General features: G+C 40.7%; 17 protein-coding genes. 7 read left to right on the forward strand and 10 right to left on the reverse strand.

Features of this window, described 5'->3' with window-relative positions; genetic code table 11:
• The first annotated feature begins 31 nt into the window (after positions 1–31).
• Entirely contained in the window at positions 32–1,981 is a 1,950-nt protein-coding gene (locus L2740_RS06460) for a methyl-accepting chemotaxis protein (protein WP_248949275.1), read from the forward strand.
• 75 nt (positions 1,982–2,056) lie between these two features.
• Here L2740_RS06460 and L2740_RS06465 read toward each other — a convergent pair whose 3' ends face one another.
• The 10 genes from L2740_RS06465 to caiT all read right to left on the reverse strand — a co-directional run bounded on the left by L2740_RS06465 (position 2,057) and on the right by caiT (position 13,074).
• Positions 2,057–2,530 (reverse strand): peroxiredoxin, encoded by a 474-nt coding sequence (locus tag L2740_RS06465; protein ID WP_248949276.1) that lies wholly within the window; start codon positions 2,528–2,530, stop codon positions 2,057–2,059.
• An 82-nt stretch (positions 2,531–2,612) separates the two neighbouring features.
• Positions 2,613–3,509, reverse strand: a complete 897-nt coding sequence (locus tag L2740_RS06470; RefSeq protein WP_248949277.1) for a LysR substrate-binding domain-containing protein — start codon at positions 3,507–3,509, stop codon at positions 2,613–2,615.
• A 189-nt stretch (positions 3,510–3,698) separates the two neighbouring features.
• The gene (locus L2740_RS06475; RefSeq protein WP_248949278.1) at positions 3,699–4,640 is read right to left on the reverse strand and encodes an alpha/beta hydrolase; all 942 of its coding nucleotides are present in this window, start codon (positions 4,638–4,640) and stop codon (positions 3,699–3,701) included.
• A 144-nt stretch (positions 4,641–4,784) separates the two neighbouring features.
• Complete coding sequence (gene caiE, locus L2740_RS06480; RefSeq protein ID WP_248949279.1) at positions 4,785–5,393, reverse strand: carnitine operon protein CaiE; 609 nt, start codon at positions 5,391–5,393, stop codon at positions 4,785–4,787.
• A gap of 131 nt (positions 5,394–5,524) precedes the next feature.
• On the reverse strand, positions 5,525–6,376 hold the full coding sequence (locus tag L2740_RS06485; RefSeq protein ID WP_248949280.1) for a MaoC/PaaZ C-terminal domain-containing protein: 852 nt from the start codon (positions 6,374–6,376) through the stop codon (positions 5,525–5,527).
• A 94-nt stretch (positions 6,377–6,470) separates the two neighbouring features.
• On the reverse strand, positions 6,471–7,256 hold the full coding sequence (caiD, locus tag L2740_RS06490) for a crotonobetainyl-CoA hydratase (protein ID WP_248949281.1): 786 nt from the start codon (positions 7,254–7,256) through the stop codon (positions 6,471–6,473).
• Between the two features lie 61 nt (positions 7,257–7,317).
• Positions 7,318–8,871, reverse strand: a complete 1,554-nt coding sequence (caiC, locus tag L2740_RS06495) for a crotonobetaine/carnitine-CoA ligase (protein WP_248949282.1) — start codon at positions 8,869–8,871, stop codon at positions 7,318–7,320.
• Positions 8,872–8,881: 10 nt separating this feature from the next.
• Positions 8,882–10,108, reverse strand: a complete 1,227-nt coding sequence (caiB, locus tag L2740_RS06500) for an L-carnitine CoA-transferase (RefSeq protein ID WP_248949283.1) — start codon at positions 10,106–10,108, stop codon at positions 8,882–8,884.
• Positions 10,109–10,339: 231 nt separating this feature from the next.
• Positions 10,340–11,476, reverse strand: a complete 1,137-nt coding sequence (gene caiA / locus L2740_RS06505; protein WP_248470448.1) for a crotonobetainyl-CoA dehydrogenase — start codon at positions 11,474–11,476, stop codon at positions 10,340–10,342.
• Between the two features lie 41 nt (positions 11,477–11,517).
• Positions 11,518–13,074 carry an L-carnitine/gamma-butyrobetaine antiporter gene (gene caiT / locus L2740_RS06510; protein ID WP_248949284.1) on the reverse strand — a complete coding sequence of 519 codons (1,557 nt, stop codon included), beginning with the start codon at positions 13,072–13,074 and terminating at the stop codon, positions 11,518–11,520.
• A 922-nt stretch (positions 13,075–13,996) separates the two neighbouring features.
• On the opposite strand from caiT, the gene L2740_RS06515 reads away from it, so the two are divergent.
• The 6 genes from L2740_RS06515 (at position 13,997) to L2740_RS06540 (ending at position 20,316) form a co-directional block, all read left to right on the forward strand.
• Positions 13,997–14,770, forward strand: coding sequence for an electron transfer flavoprotein FixA (locus L2740_RS06515; protein ID WP_248949285.1), 774 nt, complete (start codon positions 13,997–13,999; stop codon positions 14,768–14,770).
• 13 nt (positions 14,771–14,783) lie between these two features.
• Positions 14,784–15,725: an FAD-binding protein gene (locus L2740_RS06520; RefSeq protein WP_248949286.1), complete on the forward strand. Its 942-nt coding sequence runs from the start codon at positions 14,784–14,786 to the stop codon at positions 15,723–15,725.
• Positions 15,726–15,813: 88 nt separating this feature from the next.
• Positions 15,814–17,103 (forward strand): FAD-dependent oxidoreductase FixC, encoded by a 1,290-nt coding sequence (gene fixC, locus L2740_RS06525; protein WP_248949287.1) that lies wholly within the window; start codon positions 15,814–15,816, stop codon positions 17,101–17,103.
• Positions 17,100–17,387: a ferredoxin family protein gene (locus L2740_RS06530; protein WP_248949288.1), complete on the forward strand. Its 288-nt coding sequence runs from the start codon at positions 17,100–17,102 to the stop codon at positions 17,385–17,387. The genes fixC and L2740_RS06530 overlap by 4 nt, the downstream gene beginning before the upstream one ends.
• A 259-nt stretch (positions 17,388–17,646) precedes the next feature.
• Complete coding sequence (locus tag L2740_RS06535) at positions 17,647–18,999, forward strand: MFS transporter (protein WP_248949289.1); 1,353 nt, start codon at positions 17,647–17,649, stop codon at positions 18,997–18,999.
• A 180-nt stretch (positions 19,000–19,179) separates the two neighbouring features.
• Positions 19,180–20,316, forward strand: a complete 1,137-nt coding sequence (locus L2740_RS06540) for a hypothetical protein (RefSeq protein WP_248949394.1) — start codon at positions 19,180–19,182, stop codon at positions 20,314–20,316.
• The last annotated feature ends 121 nt before the right edge of the window (positions 20,317–20,437 follow it).

Below are 20,437 nucleotides of genomic sequence, written 5' to 3' on the forward strand. Positions count from 1 at the left end.
TTACGCCAATTAAAAAAGATTGGCGTGACTTATGAAAATCTCAACCCTATCACTTTCAGCCTCTGCCCTGCTGTTACTAATCGCAGCTTTACTTGCAGGTGTCGTTTTTTGGAGCAGTGATAAGCGCCAATCTATCGAGCAACAAACCATACAGCTACAGCAAATCCAAACATTGTTTCTAGTTGAAGTCAGGCGCGATCTCGACAGTTATTTATCCACTGGCGATGCTGGACAACTTGAACGAGCTAAGCTCAATTTAATCAGTATTCAAAGCCAGATAAATCAGCAGCATGATTTGGACATTACCGAGATCCAGTCTTCAATCGACAACTTTATCAATGCCTTAGATAAAGATTATCGCGCAGCGGGTAAATTAGCTGGCAACCCACGTCAGCTATTGGCTCACGCTGAATCAGAAATGATAGATAACAACCGCCGCCTTGCTGAATATGCGTTTCAAGGTCAAAGCGAGCATCCTAGTCTAGCAGAGCAATATCTTGCATTAACCTCACAACTGCCGCCGATTATTTACGGTTTATCCCAAGTTAGCGCAGGATACTTAATCGACAAAGAGCAGCGACTAAAATCCATCTTAGCCACACTGATTAATGAACTAGAAGCATGGCACGATAAACTCGATGCACTAGTGCTTATAGGCATGTATGAAACCATTGAAGCCGACGAATTTGCCCTTGGTGATGATGAAGCAGAGCAAATTGAGATCGGTGAAAGTTACCGCAATGAATTATTGAGCTTAAGCAATCGATACAATAAAGAAGTTGCCAATACTCACGCACTCTTAATAGAAAATCAGCGTACACAGCAAGCGCTAATCGAAGACGTTGCAGTAATAGAAAAGCAATTACTCGACCTAGGCCAACAACAAGAAAAACAAAATCAACTACTTAAGAAGGAGTTGATGATTGCCATCTATACTATGGTGTCGGTTTTAATCGTATTTGCCATTGGCTACTTAGTGCTTCAACAGCGCCGAGTGATTAAGCCGTTAAAGCACCTCAATACTGCATTTTCTAAGTTAAGTGAATCCAATAGTCGTGAACGTTTAGCAATACAACGTCGCTGCGAAACCGGGCAAATTGCGGGTCACTTTAATCAACTGCTGCACCGCTTTGAACAAGAAGATGAACAGCAAAGACAACAAATCAGTTTAGTCTCGCAATCACTATCGCAACTTGTTGAACGCATTAACCATATTTCAGTTAGCACCGAGCAAACCCAAAGTATTGTACTTACCGCACAAAGCCAAACCGAACATATCCGCGTACTAGCTAAAGACGTTAGCCAAACCACGGACCAAGTAGAAAAGTCTGCGCAGCAAACTATGGTTCAAATGCAACAAAGCCAGCAAGAATCACAAGCGGTTCTCGATGCAACCGAAGAAACCCAAACCGCTGTGCAACATTGCCATCAATCACTTGCAAGCCTAACCACATCTGTTTCTGACGTGTCGCGCATTATTGATGTTATCGGTAATATTGCCGAGCAAACTAACTTACTTGCGTTAAACGCAGCAATTGAAGCCGCCAGAGCAGGCGAGCAAGGGCGCGGCTTTGCGGTAGTAGCCGAAGAAGTACGTAATCTGTCTCAGCGCACACAAGTGTCATTGAAAGAGATAATGCAAATTCTGAATCAGCTAACCCAAGCTAACGGTGATTTAGAGCTAAGAGTACAAGGTATTGAAGAAGCTACTCAAGCGCAGAAATCCCGAGCCCAAAGTCTATGGCAAGCCGCACAAAGCGTACAAAGCCAAGCCAGTGAAATGGTGAGTACTGCCCAACAAGGCGCTAATAGCACCCTTGAACAAGTCGCACACTTAGATGAGTTTGTAGTGGCAATGCAAAGCCTTAAAGAACATGCACAAGCATCATCAGAACAAAGCGAAGTCATTGCACAGGAAGTGCAGCAGAGTGTTGAAAATATTGAGGTCAGTTTAGGAATACACACAATAAAAGCGGCCTAAGCAAACACAAAAAAGGAGCTTAACAGCTCCTTTAAATTTAATTCAGGTGTTATTTTCCTGAAGTAAAAATCAACTCTAAAGCGTGGCTAAAATCGCTTCAGCAGTGCTCACTTCAAATGATTTTGGTGCTTCAACATTTAGCGTTGTCACCACGCCATTATCCACCACCATGGCATAACGCTGCGAGCGTACACCACCAAAGGCTGCAGTATCCATTTCTAAGCCGAGGGCTTTAGTAAAGCTGGCATCACCATCGGCAAGCATCATCAATTCAGTTGTATTTTGACTCTCGCCCCATGCTTTCATCACAAATGCATCGTTCACTGACACACAAGCAATTAAATCAACACCTTTAGCTTTTAACTGATCGGCAAAGACCACAAAGCCCGGCAAGTGCGATTCAGAGCAAGTAGGAGTAAAAGCGCCAGGTACAGCAAACAGCACCACTTTTTTGCCAGCAAATAGCTCGGCTACATCATGGTTTTGCATACCATCTTTAGTTAATTCAGCGAGAATCCCCGCTGGCAATTGTTGGCCTTGTTCAATCATTAGCATATTCCTTCATTACATTCAGAAAACTTATGCTAGTTGAAATTAAAGCTAACAAACACCTTAATTTTATGAGGGCTTTCTAATCCGACTTAGTTGTCGCCGCATACTCTTTAATGATCCAATCTACGATCTTCATGATACGGGCATCTCTTTTTCTTGAAGATTTATAGGCAATGGAGTACGTCCATCCGGTATAACAATGCGGTAAATCTAATTTGATTAAGTTCCCAGAGTCGACTTCAATTTGTAACGTTTGCTCTAATCCAAGCACAATACCTTGGCCAAAAATAGCCGCCTGAACAGCTAACATATTATGGTTATAAATAAACTTCCTTTGAAGTGGCCCAACTGCGACTTTGTTAAATCTATACCAACCTTCCCAATCGACCCCATAATCTTTATGTTTAGAATAAAGTAGTGTTTGCTCATGAAAAGTTGCTAAAGATATATTGGGATGTGCACTTAAGTATGCGGGACTACAATACGCCACCAGTTTTTCTTCAACAAGTGGCGTTATCGTATATCCATCCTGACATTCGCGAGTAATAATAAAAATATCTGCCAGCATGTCACTCATTTCAACATCATCTTGAAACATACCTACATTGATGTTGAATTCGGGATGCTGCTTTCTAAACTTAGCCATCTTTGGCACTAACCATCTAGCAGCCAAAGAATTATATGAATGAACTCTTACTTCATTAGACATATCCGGAACTAAACTAGCACACACGCTATTTAAATCATAAAAAACAGGTGCTAAACGCTGTCGAAGCTCTAGTCCCGATTCGGTCAGCGTAATCTTACCCGCATTACGGTGAAATAACTTTTCTAAAAAGTAATCTTCAAGCTGCTTTATCTGCTGTGAAACGGCACTTTGAGTTATGCATAACTCATTCGCAGCAAGAGAACAGCTTTCCAATCTTGCGCATGATTCAAAAACCTGTAATGCCCTTAGAGGGATATTATTATTCATATTTTATATACGAAGTTTAAATGCGTGATGCTCGAGATTAACATAGGGATTTAGAGTAAAAATGTAACTCTGAGCACATAAAGATACTAATTACTTGGCTCTCTAGGACTAGTTAACAATTATTCGAATGAGCTCACGAAACTGTCTATTTCGTGAGCAGCACCTAGCATTCAATTACATTGGTGACATTTAGATCTCTAGTAAATCTTGCTTAAGTTCGTCAAGAAATTCATCAGCTTGATCGAACACACCCAACATTTTTATAAATCCGTGGATTACCCCATTAAAGCAACGATATTTAACTTTGACTCCATCACGTTGTAGGGCTTGCGCATAAAGAAAGCCATCATCACATAAAGGATCAAACTCAGCGGTATAAATAAGAGTTGGCGGCAAGCTTCTATGGCTCTTGGCACTTAAAGGAGAGCAATAAGGATTTTGTGCATCGGCTACACTTCGCAAATAGTGACTCCAATAATATTTCATACTTGCACGTTGTAGCAGATAACCTTCAGCATTTGCATGAGCAGATGGCGTTTCCCAACCATATTGGACAGCTGGATATACCAAAACTTGATATGCTAACTTAGGTCCACTTTCATCGCGCAACCTCAACGTTACGGCGGCGGCAAGATTACCACCTGCGCTGTCACCTAGAATCCCTATCCGTTGAGGATCTAATCCAAGCAACTCTGCATGCTCAAAGATCCATAAAGTTGATGAGTAGCAATCATCCATAGGGATCGGAAATTTATGTTCCGGTGCTTTTTGATAGTTAATTGCTACAACAACAGAGCCAGTTCGATTCGCAAGCGCCCGACTAAAATGATCATTAGTCTCAATATTAGATACCACCCAACCACTACCGTGAATAAAGATAAGCGCAGGCTGCAATTCATCTTTATTACAAACCGTCGGACGGTAAATTCGCACGGGAAGATCCGCTGTAGGACCGGGAATAAAACTATGTTCAACCTTGGAAACTGATTCAAGCACTCTGTCAGCCCTAGCTCTAGTCAACTCATTCATATCTAAGCGTCTAGATTCCACAGGTGTCATATCCTCATAAGGCTTGGCACCACACTCTCTAACTTGCTGTAAATACAACGCAACTTTTGGATCTAACGGCATACAACTTTCCCTATATATCAATACTAAAACTGCTGTTAATGCACAATAAGGTGTACCGCCTGAGGCGCTAACAGATTTAAGCTTTATTGGGGTCGTACTCCCTCTTAAACCTTGAGCCTTAAAGCCCACTCAGGCGGAACCTAATCAACTAAGCTGCGTAAACTTTGACTGAGAAAGAACCTCAGTCAAACCTTTTAGTCTTGCCCTATCAGTTTCAATCTGAGTAAGAGGTTTAACTATTCTCATACTTTTTGCCGAGCGGTGTACCAGAGCCTGATACTCCATAGTATTGAGCCTTTTCCAATTCAGATCTTGTTCAGTTACATCACGAACATGCTTTGCAGGCTGCCCCATCAATAGCTGCTTAGGCTCACCTTGAAAACCTGCTTTAACAAAACTCATCGCAGCGACTATGCTATTCTCTCCAACGACCGCGCCATCCATAACGACGGCATTCATCCCCACTAAAGCATTACGCTTAATGACACAGCCATGTAAAATAGCTCCATGTCCAATATGTCCATCAGGCTCAACCACTGTATCCATGTCGCAGTATCCATGCATAATGCAACCATCTTGAAGGTTACTGCCACGTTGTAATATCAGCCGCCCGTAATCTCCACGCAGTGATGCATTAGGCCCAACATATACATCTGCCTCTATGATCACATCACCTATAAGTACCGCTGCGGGATGTACATAAGCAGTTGGGTCGACAACTGGTATTAACCCTTCAAATTCATAGCAAGGCATAAGCTAATTACTCAAAAATTTAGACTGACTCATCACTTAGCAATAACGCCTCAAACATTAAAACCACTATTACTAAGTACTGAATTCTTTAAGTGCTGATTAGACAGGAGGCAAACACCTCCTATTTCGACTTACTTCCACTCAACTAATCCAAAATTGAGATAAAAAGTCTCTGGGTCATTTGCATCCATGACTCTAAAGTGCACACAGTTTTCACTCCATTTCCAAATCTGAGTTTTAACTCTGCATCCCGGGTATAGAGATTTAGTTAACCGAGTCTTAAAACGCGTAAGGCGTTCCGGCTCACCAGTAAACATGGCTTGGATAACATGACGACATGCAACACCTGCTGTACTCACACCGTGCAGATTTGGCTTAGGATGACCAAACTCCTGCGCATACTCCCAGTCCACATGTTGCGGATGGTCATCGCCAGATAAACGGTAGATAAGCGCTTGGTTTAATGGAATGTCTTGCTCGACTTCAAAATCTGGAGCGCGTTCAGGGATCTCAACAATATCAATAGGAGCCTTAGGTCCGCCAAACCCACCATCATACAAAGCACAATCCCAGCTTTCATTCGTAAACAGCTTTACTCCAGCTTCATCGAACGTTTCACCTATATGTTGCGCTAAACACCCCCGCCCTTCGCCTCGGTCAAATAGCCCTTTCAACAGTACCTTAGTGGTCAATTTTCCTGGGTTAGTAGGTAACGGCTGATGGATCTGTAAATCAAATCCCCAGTGAAGTGAGCCTCCCCAGTTAAAGCCGTAATCGATGGTTTTAGTCACTTCAGCATCAACGATCTGAGTGGCTGCAAAGATAGGTAACACCTTTAAGTTTTTTTCATACACATAATCGAGCTCTGTTTTGCCATCACTACCTGCACCGCAACCCAATGCAAATAGCATCACGTCTCTGGCTGTATATTCATTAATAAATGGGCCATAGGTTTGCCCTTGCATCTCTAATTTCAACGCCATCTGTAAATCCTTTCATTACCTACAAACAGTTAAAGTAAGGCCTGATATTTCAGTAAAAACATCAGGCTTTATCGAGAGTCAAAATCTAAGAAAGCTATCTACCTTTCCACACAGGATCGCGCTTTTCAGAGAAGGCTAAAGGTCCTTCTAGCGCATCTTCAGAGTGCAACACTGATGGGTAGTTTTTCAGACCACCAGCTCGTATATGGCGATAACCATCCTCAACTGAAAGCTCACTCGTTTCACGGTAGATTTCTTTAATCGCCGCAATAGCTAAAGGGGCACCTTGAGCAATTTGTTGTGCAAGCTCACGAGCACTTTCCATTAATTGATCACTTTCAACCACACGATTTACTACGCCCCAACGCAACGCTTCCTCAGCGCCCATTCCGCGGCCAGTCATCATCAATTCATTCACGATTGCAGGTGGTAACAATTTAGGTAAGCGCAACATTCCGCCGCTATCAGGTACGATGCCTAGCTTGGCTTCTGGTAAAGCAAAGCTGGCATTTTCAGAGCAGATAATCATATCGGCAGCTAACGCTAGCTCAAATCCGCCACCAAAGGCATAACCGTTTACAGCTGCAATAACGGGTTTATCAAGATCAAAGATTTCAGTTAAACCTGCAAATCCACCTGGACCAAAATCAGCATCAGGTGCTTCACCTTCAGCTGCTGCTTTTAAATCCCAACCGGCTGAGAAGAAACGCTCACCTGCACCAGTAATAATCGCCACACGTAGCTCAGGATCTTCACGGAATGCTAAAAAGACCTCACCCATTTCAAAACTTGTTTTAGCGTCAATCGCGTTGGCTTTCGGTCTATCAAGAGTAATTTCTAAAATAGCGCCATTGCGGGTAACGTGTAATGATTCACTCATGCTAATACTCCAATATAGAGCCACTTCAGACTCATTTATTAAAAAGCTAATTAAGTTAACTTCACATCAGAAGTTTTTTTTGTACTTTACAGGTACAGGTTCTTGGAAAAGATTTTTTTATTTCAACAAAAGATGGAACTTTAAATTTAGCCATATTCTCAGAACAGAACTGAAGAATTTGTTCGATACTTAAAGATACACCCTCATTAAATATTACAAATGCTTTAACTGCTTCATCTCTAATTAAATCAGGCACACCAATAACTGCGGCATCTAAAATAAACGGATGCGACATTAAAACTTTTTCAATTTCAGAGCTTGAAATATTTTCGCCCGACCTTTTAATCATATTTGTCTTTCTATCGACAAAATAAAATAAACCACTTTCATCCACATAGGCTTTATCGCCGGTATATAGCCAACCATCGGTACTTAATACTTCTTCTGTCGACTTTTGGTCTTGATAATAGCCCTTCATAATGGTTCGACCTGGTACACCTTTGACCCAAAGGTCACCAATAGCGTTAGCCGCCAGTTCTTGACCATTTTCATCAGCAATTTTGGCTTCATAACCAAGCCCAGGACGACCTATTGAAGGCCAATGACGCTCCTCTGCAGGGCTATCACCAATAAGGCCAACTAAGGTTTCTGTCATACCGTAAGAGTTAAATAACTGCACCTTAAAGCGGGTTTCAAAATCAAGCTTCTCTTGATCAGATATATGCAAGAAAAACAACATGTCGCGTAGACAATGATCTTGTTCATTGGCTGCTTTTGGTTGCAACATCAGGGTACGAACAATCATTGGCATACTATGCGTAAGCGTAGCTTTATAGTCACAGATTTGTTGCCAGAATTTACGTGCACTGTACTTCTCAAGCATCACCAACTTGGCGCCAACAGTAAAGGCTGCCATTGCCGCATTACATTGAAAATCAATGTGAAAACTCGGCATCATGGTTAAGTATGTATCATCGCTTCTCAAACAGGTTTGCCACGCAGTGTAATAGCCAGCAAATTGTAAGTTACAATGAGTGATCTCAACTCCTTTTGGCCGTGACGTTGTCCCGGAGGTAAATAATATTTCGGCCACATCGTCACTACTAATCGTGACCTGTTTTACTAATTCGGTCTTTTGTTGGCTAACAAGAATATCAAAATTCATTGAATCAGATATATCTACACTAGTGGTTCTTGTAACCAAAATATTATTTATTGAGTTACCTACTTGCTGTTTCATCTTGCTATAAATAGCTAGAAACTCTTCTTCTATAACGACAGCTTTAACATCACACTTATTAATAATAAATTGACTCTCGGAAAATAAATATTGATTATTGATAGGGACAATAACCGCTCCTATTTTTGCAAGGCCAAACCAACAGAAAATAAACTGTGGACTGTTATACAACTGCACCGCAACTTTATCTCCTTTATTGATACCTAAATTTAAAAATAAATTTGCAGTTCTGTTAATTTCGTCATTAAGCTGACAATAAGTAAACTCTTGGACATCGCCGGCAGCATCCTCATAAACCAACGCTGTGTTATTACTAAATTTACGAGCACGCTCTTCCCACATGCATCTTAATGTTTTGCTACCAACGATATCCATTCTTCTAGCCTCACTTACACTCAGATACTTTTGCCAAGCCTTTTTCGCTTAAGCTCTCAATTTGCTCTTGTGAGTAACCAATATCTTCCAAGATTGCAGCGGTATCCATGCCATGCTTTGGCATACCTCGCCAAATTTGACCTGGGTTATTCTTAAACTTAGGCATCACGTTCGGACCTCTGTAGGTCTTACCGTCAATGTTCTTCCATTCAGTAATAGATTCACGCGCAATATATTGTGGATTGCTATCTAATTCAGGAATAGTCAACACTTTTGCACAAGCAACATTTAGCTCAGCGAACCTTGCCAATACTTCCTCAATGCTCTTTTGCGCTAAGTACTCGTCTAATGCATCTTCTATCTGGTAACCGAATGGACACTCAATACGGTGGATAAGCTGCGTACCTTGAGGCACCTCCTCGCCACCATATAAATGCATGATATTCATATCCTTGAACATCTCTTCGATCTGCATACCGCCAACAAGCTCCATAACGATATAGCCATCATTACACTTATATAGGCCGCAACCTGCATAGTAAGGATCTTTACCCTTCGTCATACGGGGGCAGACTTCGCCGCCATTAAAGTGATCCATCATGAAGTATTGCCCCATTCGCAGCATCACTTCATACATTGCAACGTCGATACTTTCACCCACACCAGTTTCACGTACACGGTATAAAGCCGCTAGCGCTGAAGTTGTTGCTGTCATACCTGAGAAGTAATCCGCCGTGTATGGGAAGGCAGGCATTGGCTGGTCAATATCGCCGTTTTGGATCAGGTATCCACTGAATGCTTGAGCAATTGTGTTGTAAGCTGGCAAGTTTGTGTATTCATCAGTACCGTACTGACCAAAACCCGACAAGTGAGCGATTACTAACTTTTTGTTTTGCTCCCATAGAACTTCATCAGTAATACCACGACGCGCAAACGCGGGACCTTTGCTCGCCTCAATAAAGATATCTGTGGTTTCCATTAACTTAAGAAATGCATCTCGGCCTTCATCTTTAAAGATGTTAAGTGATAATGCATGAAGGTTACGACGCGATAGTTCAGGGTAATTAGGCTGTACGCGGATAGTGTCAGCATAAGCAACGTTTTCAATCCAAATAACTTCTGCGCCCCACTCAGCTAGCATTTGTGCCGCAAATGGACCCGCAATTTCAATACCAGAAAACACCACTCTTAAACCAGCAAGAGGACCAAACGCAGGTGTGGACAATTTATTTGACATAATACCCATCTCTCTAAATATTCGAATAAAATCTCATCACGGCTCTATGCCGAGACAATAGTCATAATTGGGATTTACCAAGCATTACTGCAGTGAAAAGCAGGCGTTGGGATTCGAGTAGCAGTGTCGATCTGCTTAAAATTAAAAATAAGCGCTCAAATCCCACGCTAAATACTGCCCAGACTAAGTGCTCACTAACTCAGCACTTAATCTGTTAATCACCACGGTTAATTAGCGATAGCGTTTTAAAACTTCTCGACCTAAGGTCAGGATCTGCATTTCATCTGAGCCACCAGAAACACGGTCAACTCGGATATCGCGCCACATACGACTAATACGGTGTTCACCTGCAATCGCATAACCACCAAGCACTTGCATCGCAGAGTCAATCACTTCAAAGCCCGCATTCGCACAATAGAACTTACACATTGCCGAGTCACCAGAAGTCATTGTGCCGTTATCACACTTCCAAGCCGCTTCATAAACCATGTTTTTCATGCTGTTAAGCTTGATAGCCATGTGAGCAAACTTGTCTTGGATTAACTGGAAACGACCAATCGCTTCGCCAAATTGAACACGTTGGTTAGCGTATTTAGCCGCATCTTCAAATGCACAGTACGCTGCACCATAGTTAGTTAGCGCCACTAAGAAACGTTCTGAATCGAACTCCTCTTTAACGCGCATAAAACCGTTACCTTCAATACCGAAAATATCTGACTCTTCTAACTCAAACTCATCGAATTGAAGCTCACAACAGCTATCCATTTTTAGGCCTAACTTTGGTAACTTACTCATCTTGATGCCAGGCTTTGACATATCGACAAACCACTCACTGAAGATTGGTGTTTCAGAGTCTGCATCTTTAGCCATAACCACAATGTACGGTGCACCTGCAGCACTGGTAATGAAGCACTTGCTACCCGTTAAATACACCTTGCCATCGCGGCGCTTATAAGTGGTTAGTAAACTGCCCACATCAGAGCCAGCACTTGGTTCAGTGATCGCCGAGTTCCACATTTGCTTACCTGTACCACGTAGCGCCATGATCTTATCAATCTGCTCAGGACTACCATGTCTTAGCATCGTGCTAATCCCAGGTAGTTGATACAAGACGTAGGTCGGTGCACCTAAACGGCCTAGCTCTTCCCAGATCACAGCAAGCGTGACCATGCCTTCGTTGAATCCGCCATGTTCTTCTGGCAACAACAAGCTATCGATGCCCATCTCGGCAAGTTCTTTCACAAAACGCTCTGGATATTGGCTATTTTCATCACATTCTGCGAAATAGTTTTCCCAGTTTTCTTTAGCCATTAAGTCGCGGATACCTGCTACAAAAAGCTCTTGTTCGTCGGTTAATTTAAAATCCATTATTTATTCCTCTAAATTTCAACTGTGGATCCCAGGTGTGGCTAAGCCTCTTCACCGACAGGTTTCCAATTATTTTTACGAGCATCTTTTAAGAAAGAGATGATAATCATGATGTTAACTATGATGAGCGGCGCACCACCGGCGATAATTGCCGTTTGCAGCGGCTTCAAACCACCAAGCGATAAAAGTACGATACCGATAACACCTACAAGCACAGACCAACCAACACGAACCCAAACTGGTGGTTCGTTATCGGCGTCAGCACCTTTACAGGTAGACATAGCCAAGGTGTAAGAACAGGCGTTAACTAAAGTCACTGTCGCAAGGAAACATAGAATGAAGAATCCCCACATTGTGATCGTGCTGAAAGGTAATGCTGCCCATGTTTCGATAATCGCTCTCGCCGCACCATATTGCTCAATCAGCTGTGGCATATTGACAAGGTTTTCGTTCATCAAGCTCATAGTGTTACTACCTAGAATGGTCCATAGGAACCAGGTAGAAGCAGTTAAACCAGCCACCATAGTCAAACAAAGTTCACGTACAGTGCGGCCGCGGGAAATTTTAGCTAAGAAGATACACATTTGGATGCCGTACACTACCCACCAAGCCCAGTAGAACACAGTCCAGTCTTGTGGGAAGCTTCCTTCACTTACTGATGCTGTATAGAACAACATACGAGGAAGTAGCTCTAGCATTACGCCAATAGAGTCAGTGAAATAATTGATAGTGAAGCTGGTTGCACCAATTAGGAACACCCAAACCAACATAATGATGCTCAAGTAACTACGTAGGTCACTCGCGATTTTGACACCTTTAGTTAGACCAAATGCAACGCAGATAGCATTAAATATAATCCATGCCGAGATGATTATGGTATCAACTTCAGGGGTACGTGGAATACCGAATAGCCATTGAATACATTCAGTTACTAGCGGAGTTGCCAAACCTAAACTGGTACCCATAGCAAGAATTAGTGCAACAACATAAACGTTATCGATAAAGATACCGATGAAACCTTTGTGATGTTTACCCAATACAGGTTCTAATGTGCCACTTGGGCGGACAACATCCATTTTCTTTACAAAAAGGAAGTAACCAAGTGCCACAGTAAAGAAGCCGTAACCCATCCAAGGTAAAGGACCCCAATGGAACAAACTGTACGCAAGCCCTAACTCTTTAGCCTGAACAGATAATGGCTCAAGGTCGAAAGGTGGATAAGTTACATAGTAGTAAACTTCCAGAGAGCCCCAAAACAACACCGCGGCCGAGGTACAAGAAGCAAACATCAGGAAGATCCAACTTCCTGTACTAAACTCAGGTTTTTCCTGACCTAAACGGTTGTTAGAATATGGGCCCCATGTCAACCAAGCCCAGCCAGCTCCCATGAAAATCATATACCATTCAAATGCCCAACCCCATGTATGGGTCAAGTAATGAAATACTTCTTGAATCGCAACATTCGCCGCATCTAAGTCCCTTACTGTAAAGTAAGAAAGCAATACAACGGCGATTAATGAAGGAAAAAAGATAATCGGATCAATAGTGACCTTTCTCTTTCCTGCTTTGGCATCTACATCCATCGTTTTATTGTTCATATTAATACTTCTCCCTCTCTATTCTAAGAGGATAATAGTTAAAGTTTTAAACTGAGTATTTACCTAATTATTTTATTACCTAGAAATAAAAGTCGAAAAACAAATATAACCAAGCATTTTAATCAATCACCAAACAACAATTTTAATTACTTATAAAAGAGGACACATACAAGCAATTAATAAATTTAAATTAGCCCGCTGATTTGCGTAAGAATCATGCCAGCCAGAATTCCGCTATACAGTGATCGTTATCACGTTCATTTGAAATAGAAACTTAACGGCTTAGAATTGGCTAAAAACAAGTAAGAAAAAATAAAATCTAATTTATAAAAACTAGAAAGGCCTTATCAACAGACGCTAACACGCAAACAAAATCAACAACCGAAAATAAAAAATAAAACCACAAAATCAAAAGCTTAATCATCGCCCGCTTAATGTATAACACTAATTTAGAGTACTTTTAAACAATAGGTGAATTTTATAAATACGCTAAAAAACCCTGAAAACTGTAATTCTAATAAGCGTATTAGAATTACTTAACAGGTATATTTAAGCTCTACTAATGAGCTTATTAGCCTAAGTAAAAAGACCATTAGCCTACCTAATAACTGTATTAAAAAATCTAAAAAATAAACTTTCAAGGGCATATTAGTGAAACTAATAGAGCTGTTAGAAAGACTAACTCTACGCCATCTATAAGTGTGACGAACATAACATTAGCGTGTTAATTTATCGCCATATAATTGGTTCAACTTAGAATGGTTACCAAGAAGAAAAGTTAAAAAACCTCTTCTGAAATTTAATACTTTTAAGCGTTATTAATTTAAAACCCATTTTAACAATACCAAAACTAATAATTAGTTATGACATTCAAATTCTTATATTAGGTTTCTAAATACTTCGTATTTTAACGGGAGAAATAATGAAAATTATTACGTGTTATAAGTTAGTACCTGAAGAGCAAGATATCTCAATCGCCGCTGATGGTAGCTTAGATACCAATAAAGCCTCACCTAAAATTAATCCATTCGATCTCTGTGCAGTAGAAGCTGGCGTACAACTTAAAAGCCTTTTAGGCGACTGTAGTATCACTGCAATGAGTATTGGTGGTAAGGCGTTAGAAAACCCTAAATCACGAAAGGATATTCTTTCCCGTGGCCCAGATGACTTAACAGTTGTTGTAGACGAGAAATTTGAACACCTGTTACCACATCAGACAGCACGTGTATTGATGGCCGCAGCACAAAAAAGTGGTTTTGATTTAATCATCTGTGGTGATGGTTCTGGAGATTTATATGCTCAACAGGTTGGCTTACAGTTAGGTGAACTACTAGGCATCGCCAATATTAATGCTGTCAGTAAGATTATCGCCGCAGAGCCAGGCAAGATTACAGTTGAGCGCTCATTAGATGATGAAGTAGAAGTATTAGAAATTTCACTACCTGCCGTAATTTCTGTATCTGCAGATATTAATGAACCCACTATCCCATCGATGAAAACGATTCTAGCGGCAGCTAAAAAACCAGTCACGAGTTTAGGTGCCACAGACCTAGAACTACCAGAGTTTCCAGCATTAGTTGAACTCACCTCTGTTATCGCACCAAAACAGAAAGCTCGCCAAAATTTAATCATAGAAGGCGATGATGAGCAGCAGTTAGCCGAATTCGCAGAACACTTACGTAAAGCACTTAACTAATTAAGGATAAATGATGAGCAAACTATCTAATATTTGGGTATTTAGCGATATCGCTTCCCGTTTACCTGAAATGATCGCAGCTGGTGCTGCACTAGGTGAAAAAGTATCTGCATTTATTATTGGCGCAGAATCTGAAATTACAGCCGCTTACACATTAGGCGCAACACACGTGTATTACTTAGGTGAAAAAGATAGTCAAAAGATTACTGAAGACTATAGCCATACGATTGCACAAGTTATTGCTGAATATAGCGAAAGTAGCTTAGTCCTACTAGCTCCTACTAAACGCGGCAAAGCCATTGCTAGTAAATTAGGCGTGCAATTACAAGCTGGTGTTGTTAACGATGTAACCGAAATCAACGTTGAAAACGGTGTATACGCTAAGCATATGGCCTACGGCGGTTTAGCTATTGCTGAAGAAAAAATCAATAGCAAAGTAGCAATTATAACGTTGAGCAGCGGCGTATATGAAGCATTGCCAGCAGATTCTAGTCGCACAGGTGAAGCTGTAAACGTAGCTTTTATTGAGCCAGCAACAAGTATTACATGTATTGAGCGCCGAGCTAAGCAAGGTGAAAGCGTTGACTTGGGCAAAGCTAAACGCGTTATAGGTGTAGGTAGTGGTATTGGTAGTCAAGAAAACCTACAAGTCGCTAATGAACTAGCTGCACTTATAGGAGCCGAACTAGGTTGTTCTCGACCTATCGCTGAAACTGAAAAATGGATGGAACGCGAGCGCTACATCGGTGTATCTGGCGTAATGCTAAAACCAGAAATTTATTTAGCATTAGGTATTTCTGGTCAAATCCAACATATGGTTGGTGCTCTAGGTTCTCAGACAATTTTGGCTGTAAACAAAGATAAAAATGCGCCAATTTTCCAATATGCGGATTACGGTATTGTTGGTGATATCAACAAAGTCATGCCAGCACTTATTAGCGCTTTAAAAGCTTAACTGAAAAACAATTTATATCGTTATTTCAATCGCCTCCCGCTTTAAATTAGAGAGGCGACTAGCCAAATATATGTAGAGAGTGACGAGTATGTCAGAAGAATCATTTGACGCGATCATCGTAGGAGCGGGGCTTGCAGGCAGTGTTGCTGCATATGTTCTTGCGAAAGAAGGCGCAGACGTTCTAGTTATTGAACGCGGCAACTATGCTGGTAGCAAGAATATGACTGGAGGCCGTTTATATAGCCACAGTTTAGAAAGAATTATCCCTGGTTTTGCTAAAGAAGCGCCAATAGAAAGAAAGGTAACTAAAGAAAAAGTGACCTTTCTAACCGACGATACTGGCGTCACTCTCGATTACCACAACGGTCGAGAGCAAACTGCAATTGAAGAATCTTACACCCTATTAAGAGGCGACTTTGATCAGTGGTTAATGGGTAAAGCTGAAGAAGTTGGCGCTCAATTTATCAGTGGTATTCGGGTTGATGAAATCTTAGTCCAAGATGGCAAAGTCATCGGCGTGAAAGCTGATGGTGATGAGCTAACAGCCAAATCAGTGATTTTAGCTGAAGGCGTTAATCCAGTTCTTGGAGAGCAACTAGGAATGGTTAAACGTGTTAAATCTGATGCTATGGCTGTTGGAGCAAAGGAGTTAATAGAGCTACCAGAACAAGTTATTCGAGATCGTTTTAACCTTAATGACGATGAAGGTTGTGCTTGGTTATTTGCAGGCTCTCCCGCCAATGGCTTAATGGGAGGAGGCTTCATTTATACTAACAAAAGCTCAGTTTCATTAGGCATCGTTTGTGGTTTACATGATATTGGAAGTTCAAATAAAACTGTACCGCAAATGCTTGAAGACTTTAAAAACCACACCATGATTAAACCTCTTATCGAAGGTGGCAAGTTGATTGAATATTCAGGTCATGTAGTACCTGAAGCTGGTATTCATATGGTGCCGAAACTGGTTGATGATGGCGTATTAATTACCGGTGATGCTGCAGGCTTTTGCTTGAATATCGGCTACACAGTCCGCGGCATGGATCTAGCTATCGCTTCGGGTGAAGCTGCAGCAAAAGCTGTACTTGCTGCGCGCGAGAAAAATGATTTCAGTGCCCAAGGTTTGTCTTCTTATCAAACATTATTAGAAGATAGTTTCATCATGAAAGATCTTAACTTGTACAAAGAGTTACCTAAGTTCATGGAGAACCCACGCATTTTTAATCAATACCCTAAAATGGTTGCTGACATCATGCAAAGTATGTTCACTGTGGATGGCAGTCCATCTCAGCCTATTAGAAAAACTCTCATGAAGCACTGTAAAGAAGTCGGCTACATGAATCTAATAAAAGATGGGTTTAAAGGAGTCACTTCAATATGAATAAAGTAGTTAATGTCGATGTAAAACTTGGAGCTAACAAGTTTCATGTGGATGAGGGGCATGCGCACATTATCCTAAAAGATAACCCTGACCTAAATGAATATCGTAAACTTGTTAATGCTTGTCCTGCAGGGCTTTATAAATTAGAAGATGACGGAACAATAAGATTCGATTCAGCGGGATGCTTAGAATGTGGTACATGTAAATTTCTCTGCGGTGAAACCATTTTAGAAAAGTGGGAATACCCTAGAGGTACATTCGGCATAGAATATCGCTACGGATAAAAAACATAATTAACTTAATATAATTTAGGGTTGGGATATATATTCCGACCCTTTAGTCGTATTTAAAAAACATATATTTGTTGCTACTTCACAAATGTAAAACCTTTATTAAAAAATATAAAAAAACACCATTTAAGTCACCGTTTTAATAATTTTACCGAGTACTATTAAATTTAAGTTTATAAAACGTACAAAATGGAGCTGGCACCTCCATATAATAAATAAACCATAAGTCTCTAATAATTTGGTGGTAATTCGTATGAAACCAAGAACTAACTTTGATGATATGGAGTTTACTCCATTGCACAAAAAAATAATGCTTTGGGGTAGTGGTGGACCTTTTTTAGATGGGTATGTATTAGTAATAATTGGCCTAGCACTTCAACAACTAACACCTGCCCTAGAGTTAGATGCACAATGGATCGGATTAGTTGGAGCTGCTACGTTAGCCGGGCTCTTTATCGGTACAGCATTATTCGGTTATGTAGCCGATATATTTGGCCGAAAATTGATGTTCATGATAGATATCATTGCTATCGCAGTACTCTCCTTTGCAACCATGTTCATCTCCTCACCTATTGAACTAGTAGTTATGCGTTTTTTGATAGGTATTGTTATAGGTGCAGACTACCCTATTGCGACATCAATGGTTGCCGAATTCTCACCAACTAAAAAGCGAGCCTATACAATGGGCTTTATTGCTGCAATGTGGTACGTCGGAGCTACAGCAGCAAACATGGTTGGCTACCTATTATACGATGTAGAAGACGGTTGGCGCTGGATGTTTGGCAGCGCATTAATTCCTTGTCTAATAATACTTCTTGGCAGATTTCATCTTCCAGAGTCACCAAGATGGCTGCTAAAAAAAGGTCGTATTAAAGAATGTAAAGAGACAATGGAAAAGTACTTTGGTCCTAATGTTGATATAGCACATGAATCTGCAGAGCAAACTAAATACAGTAAACTTTTCGAGCCAGTTTATTTAAAAAGAATTCTATTCATTGGCTTTATTTGGACCTGCCAAGTTATTCCAATGTTTGCCATCTATACTTTTGGCCCACAAATTATCGAGCTCCTCGGCTTTACTGATGGCAAGGATGCAGCCTTAGGTAATATAGTGATCAGCCTCTTCTTCATGGCAGGCTGTATTCCGGCTATGTACTGGCTCAACTCTATAGGCCGCAGACCATTATTAATTGGCAGTTTTGGCATAATGACTGCTTCTCTAGCACTACTAGGGATAGTACCTGATCCTAGCATTTGGTTAATTATTGGCGCTTTTGCTACATATGCCTTCTTTTCTGGCGGTCCGGGAATATTACAATGGTTATATCCAAATGAACTATTTCCAACAGAGATCCGCGCATCAGCCGTCGGTGCTGTAATGTCATTTAGTCGAATTGGTACCATTATTTCAACCTATGCACTACCGATTTTCATGGCGAATTATGGTATTTCTCCAACATTATTAGTGGGGGCAGCTATTTCATTATTTGGTTTAATTATCTCTGTATTTATGGCTCCAGAAACTAAAGGTTTAACTTTAGAGACAACAAGCTCAGCAGCATTCAAAAGTAAAGGTAAAGGTAAAGGTATAGCAACGAACACCTAATAAAGACTAAGGGGGCTGCCCCCTTAATCTAACTCCAATTATTTATTAATTTGCATCTAAAAAATCATATTTAAAACTTAAGGAGTTAATATTTGAATAAACCAGTTATATATCCATGAAATAAACTTAAAAACAAATATAAATAATTTACTTACCTATATAAAACACTGGGATAACACGATCATGAACACAAATAGAAAGTTCTACCTTTCATTAATTGCAAGTGCACTCACACTCAGCACTTTTAATACCCTTGCTGCGGAGCAGGAAGAAGATGGTATTAATATCCATGGAGGCGTACGTGTAAATTATGCTTATAAAGATTATAGCGAAAGCTCAAAAGATAAAGCTGGGGATTTTACCTTTGATATGGCGTCTTTGCGCTTTGATGCAAAACACGGAAATTGGGGATTAAAGTCTGACTACCGTTTTACAGCTGATACTAACTATATAAAATTTGGTTATGGGTACTACAACTTCAATCCAGACTGGCAGTTACAATTTGGTATAAACAAGGTGCCATTTGGCAACCTAGGATATATTTCAAATAGTTATTGGTTTGGATTGCCTTACTATCTGGGTTTTGAGGATGATCATGATATCGGTATAAAAGCCGTTTACGAGCACAATGGTTGGCAAACTGATATGGCATTCTATAAAGGTGCTGAATATGGCCCTACAGAAAACAAACGTTATGCTGCAGATCTCTACAGCGGCACAATTAACGGAACTGAATACCATAACGAAGAGACAAATCAAGTTAACTTGCGCCAAACCTATAAAATGGAACATCAAGGTGGTTCAACGACCTTTGGTGCTTCTATTGAAGCTGGACAAATTTACAACTCGAAAACTGGTAACAACGGCGATAGATATGCTTTCGCTGCGCATTTAGACAGTACTTTCAATGGTTGGAATCTACAGTTACAAGCGATGCAATATGAGTTCGATGCCGCCGATAGCGCTGATAGTAATAAAATAGGTGTATCTGTAGTCAGCTGGCAATTTGAAGTGGCATCTAAAGGTCAAGTGTATAGTGCAAACATAGCTAAAACACTTCCGACAGACTGGGGAAGTATAAAATTCTACAATGACTTTGGTTTAATGACTCCCGATGTAGATGACGATAGCTATGATAATAGTATGCAAAATGTCATTGGCGCAGCTATAAGTGCAGGTCCAACATACACTCAGATTGACTTCATTATGGGTAAGAATATGACTTTCTCTACAGCTAACAACGACCACATAGGATTGCCTGAAGTTGGTGATGATTGGGATAAACGCTTCAACGTTAGCGTAGCCTACTATTTCTAGTAACTCCTCGCACAATTTGTGACGCTCACATTCCTACATGTCACTCGTAAAATGTTGATTTAGTCACCTAACCACAGCCTTCACTTAGTGAAGGCTTTTTTACGAGCATTACAAAGCGCTA

Source organism: Shewanella pneumatophori (genome assembly GCF_023283895.1).
In the GTDB taxonomy this organism is placed as follows: Bacteria; Pseudomonadota; Gammaproteobacteria; order Enterobacterales; family Shewanellaceae; genus Shewanella; species Shewanella pneumatophori.

Coding starts and splice junctions, on each gene's coding strand:
- L2740_RS06515 (WP_248949285.1), top strand. CDS start 13,997: ATGAAAATTATTACGTGTTATAAGTTAGTACCTGAAGAGCAAGATATC.
- caiA (WP_248470448.1), bottom strand. CDS start 11,476: ATGGATTTTAAATTAACCGACGAACAAGAGCTTTTTGTAGCAGGTATC.
- caiD (WP_248949281.1), bottom strand. CDS start 7,256: ATGAGTGAATCATTACACGTTACCCGCAATGGCGCTATTTTAGAAATT.
- L2740_RS06470 (WP_248949277.1), bottom strand. CDS start 3,509: ATGAATAATAATATCCCTCTAAGGGCATTACAGGTTTTTGAATCATGC.
- caiT (WP_248949284.1), bottom strand. CDS start 13,074: ATGAACAATAAAACGATGGATGTAGATGCCAAAGCAGGAAAGAGAAAG.
- L2740_RS06465 (WP_248949276.1), bottom strand. CDS start 2,530: ATGATTGAACAAGGCCAACAATTGCCAGCGGGGATTCTCGCTGAATTA.
- caiE (WP_248949279.1), bottom strand. CDS start 5,393: ATGCCTTGCTATGAATTTGAAGGGTTAATACCAGTTGTCGACCCAACT.
- L2740_RS06485 (WP_248949280.1), bottom strand. CDS start 6,376: ATGGCGTTGAAATTAGAGATGCAAGGGCAAACCTATGGCCCATTTATT.
- fixC (WP_248949287.1), top strand. CDS start 15,814: ATGTCAGAAGAATCATTTGACGCGATCATCGTAGGAGCGGGGCTTGCA.
- L2740_RS06535 (WP_248949289.1), top strand. CDS start 17,647: ATGAAACCAAGAACTAACTTTGATGATATGGAGTTTACTCCATTGCAC.
- caiB (WP_248949283.1), bottom strand. CDS start 10,108: ATGTCAAATAAATTGTCCACACCTGCGTTTGGTCCTCTTGCTGGTTTA.
- caiC (WP_248949282.1), bottom strand. CDS start 8,871: ATGGATATCGTTGGTAGCAAAACATTAAGATGCATGTGGGAAGAGCGT.
- L2740_RS06475 (WP_248949278.1), bottom strand. CDS start 4,640: ATGCCGTTAGATCCAAAAGTTGCGTTGTATTTACAGCAAGTTAGAGAG.
- L2740_RS06520 (WP_248949286.1), top strand. CDS start 14,784: ATGAGCAAACTATCTAATATTTGGGTATTTAGCGATATCGCTTCCCGT.
- L2740_RS06530 (WP_248949288.1), top strand. CDS start 17,100: ATGAATAAAGTAGTTAATGTCGATGTAAAACTTGGAGCTAACAAGTTT.
- L2740_RS06460 (WP_248949275.1), top strand. CDS start 32: ATGAAAATCTCAACCCTATCACTTTCAGCCTCTGCCCTGCTGTTACTA.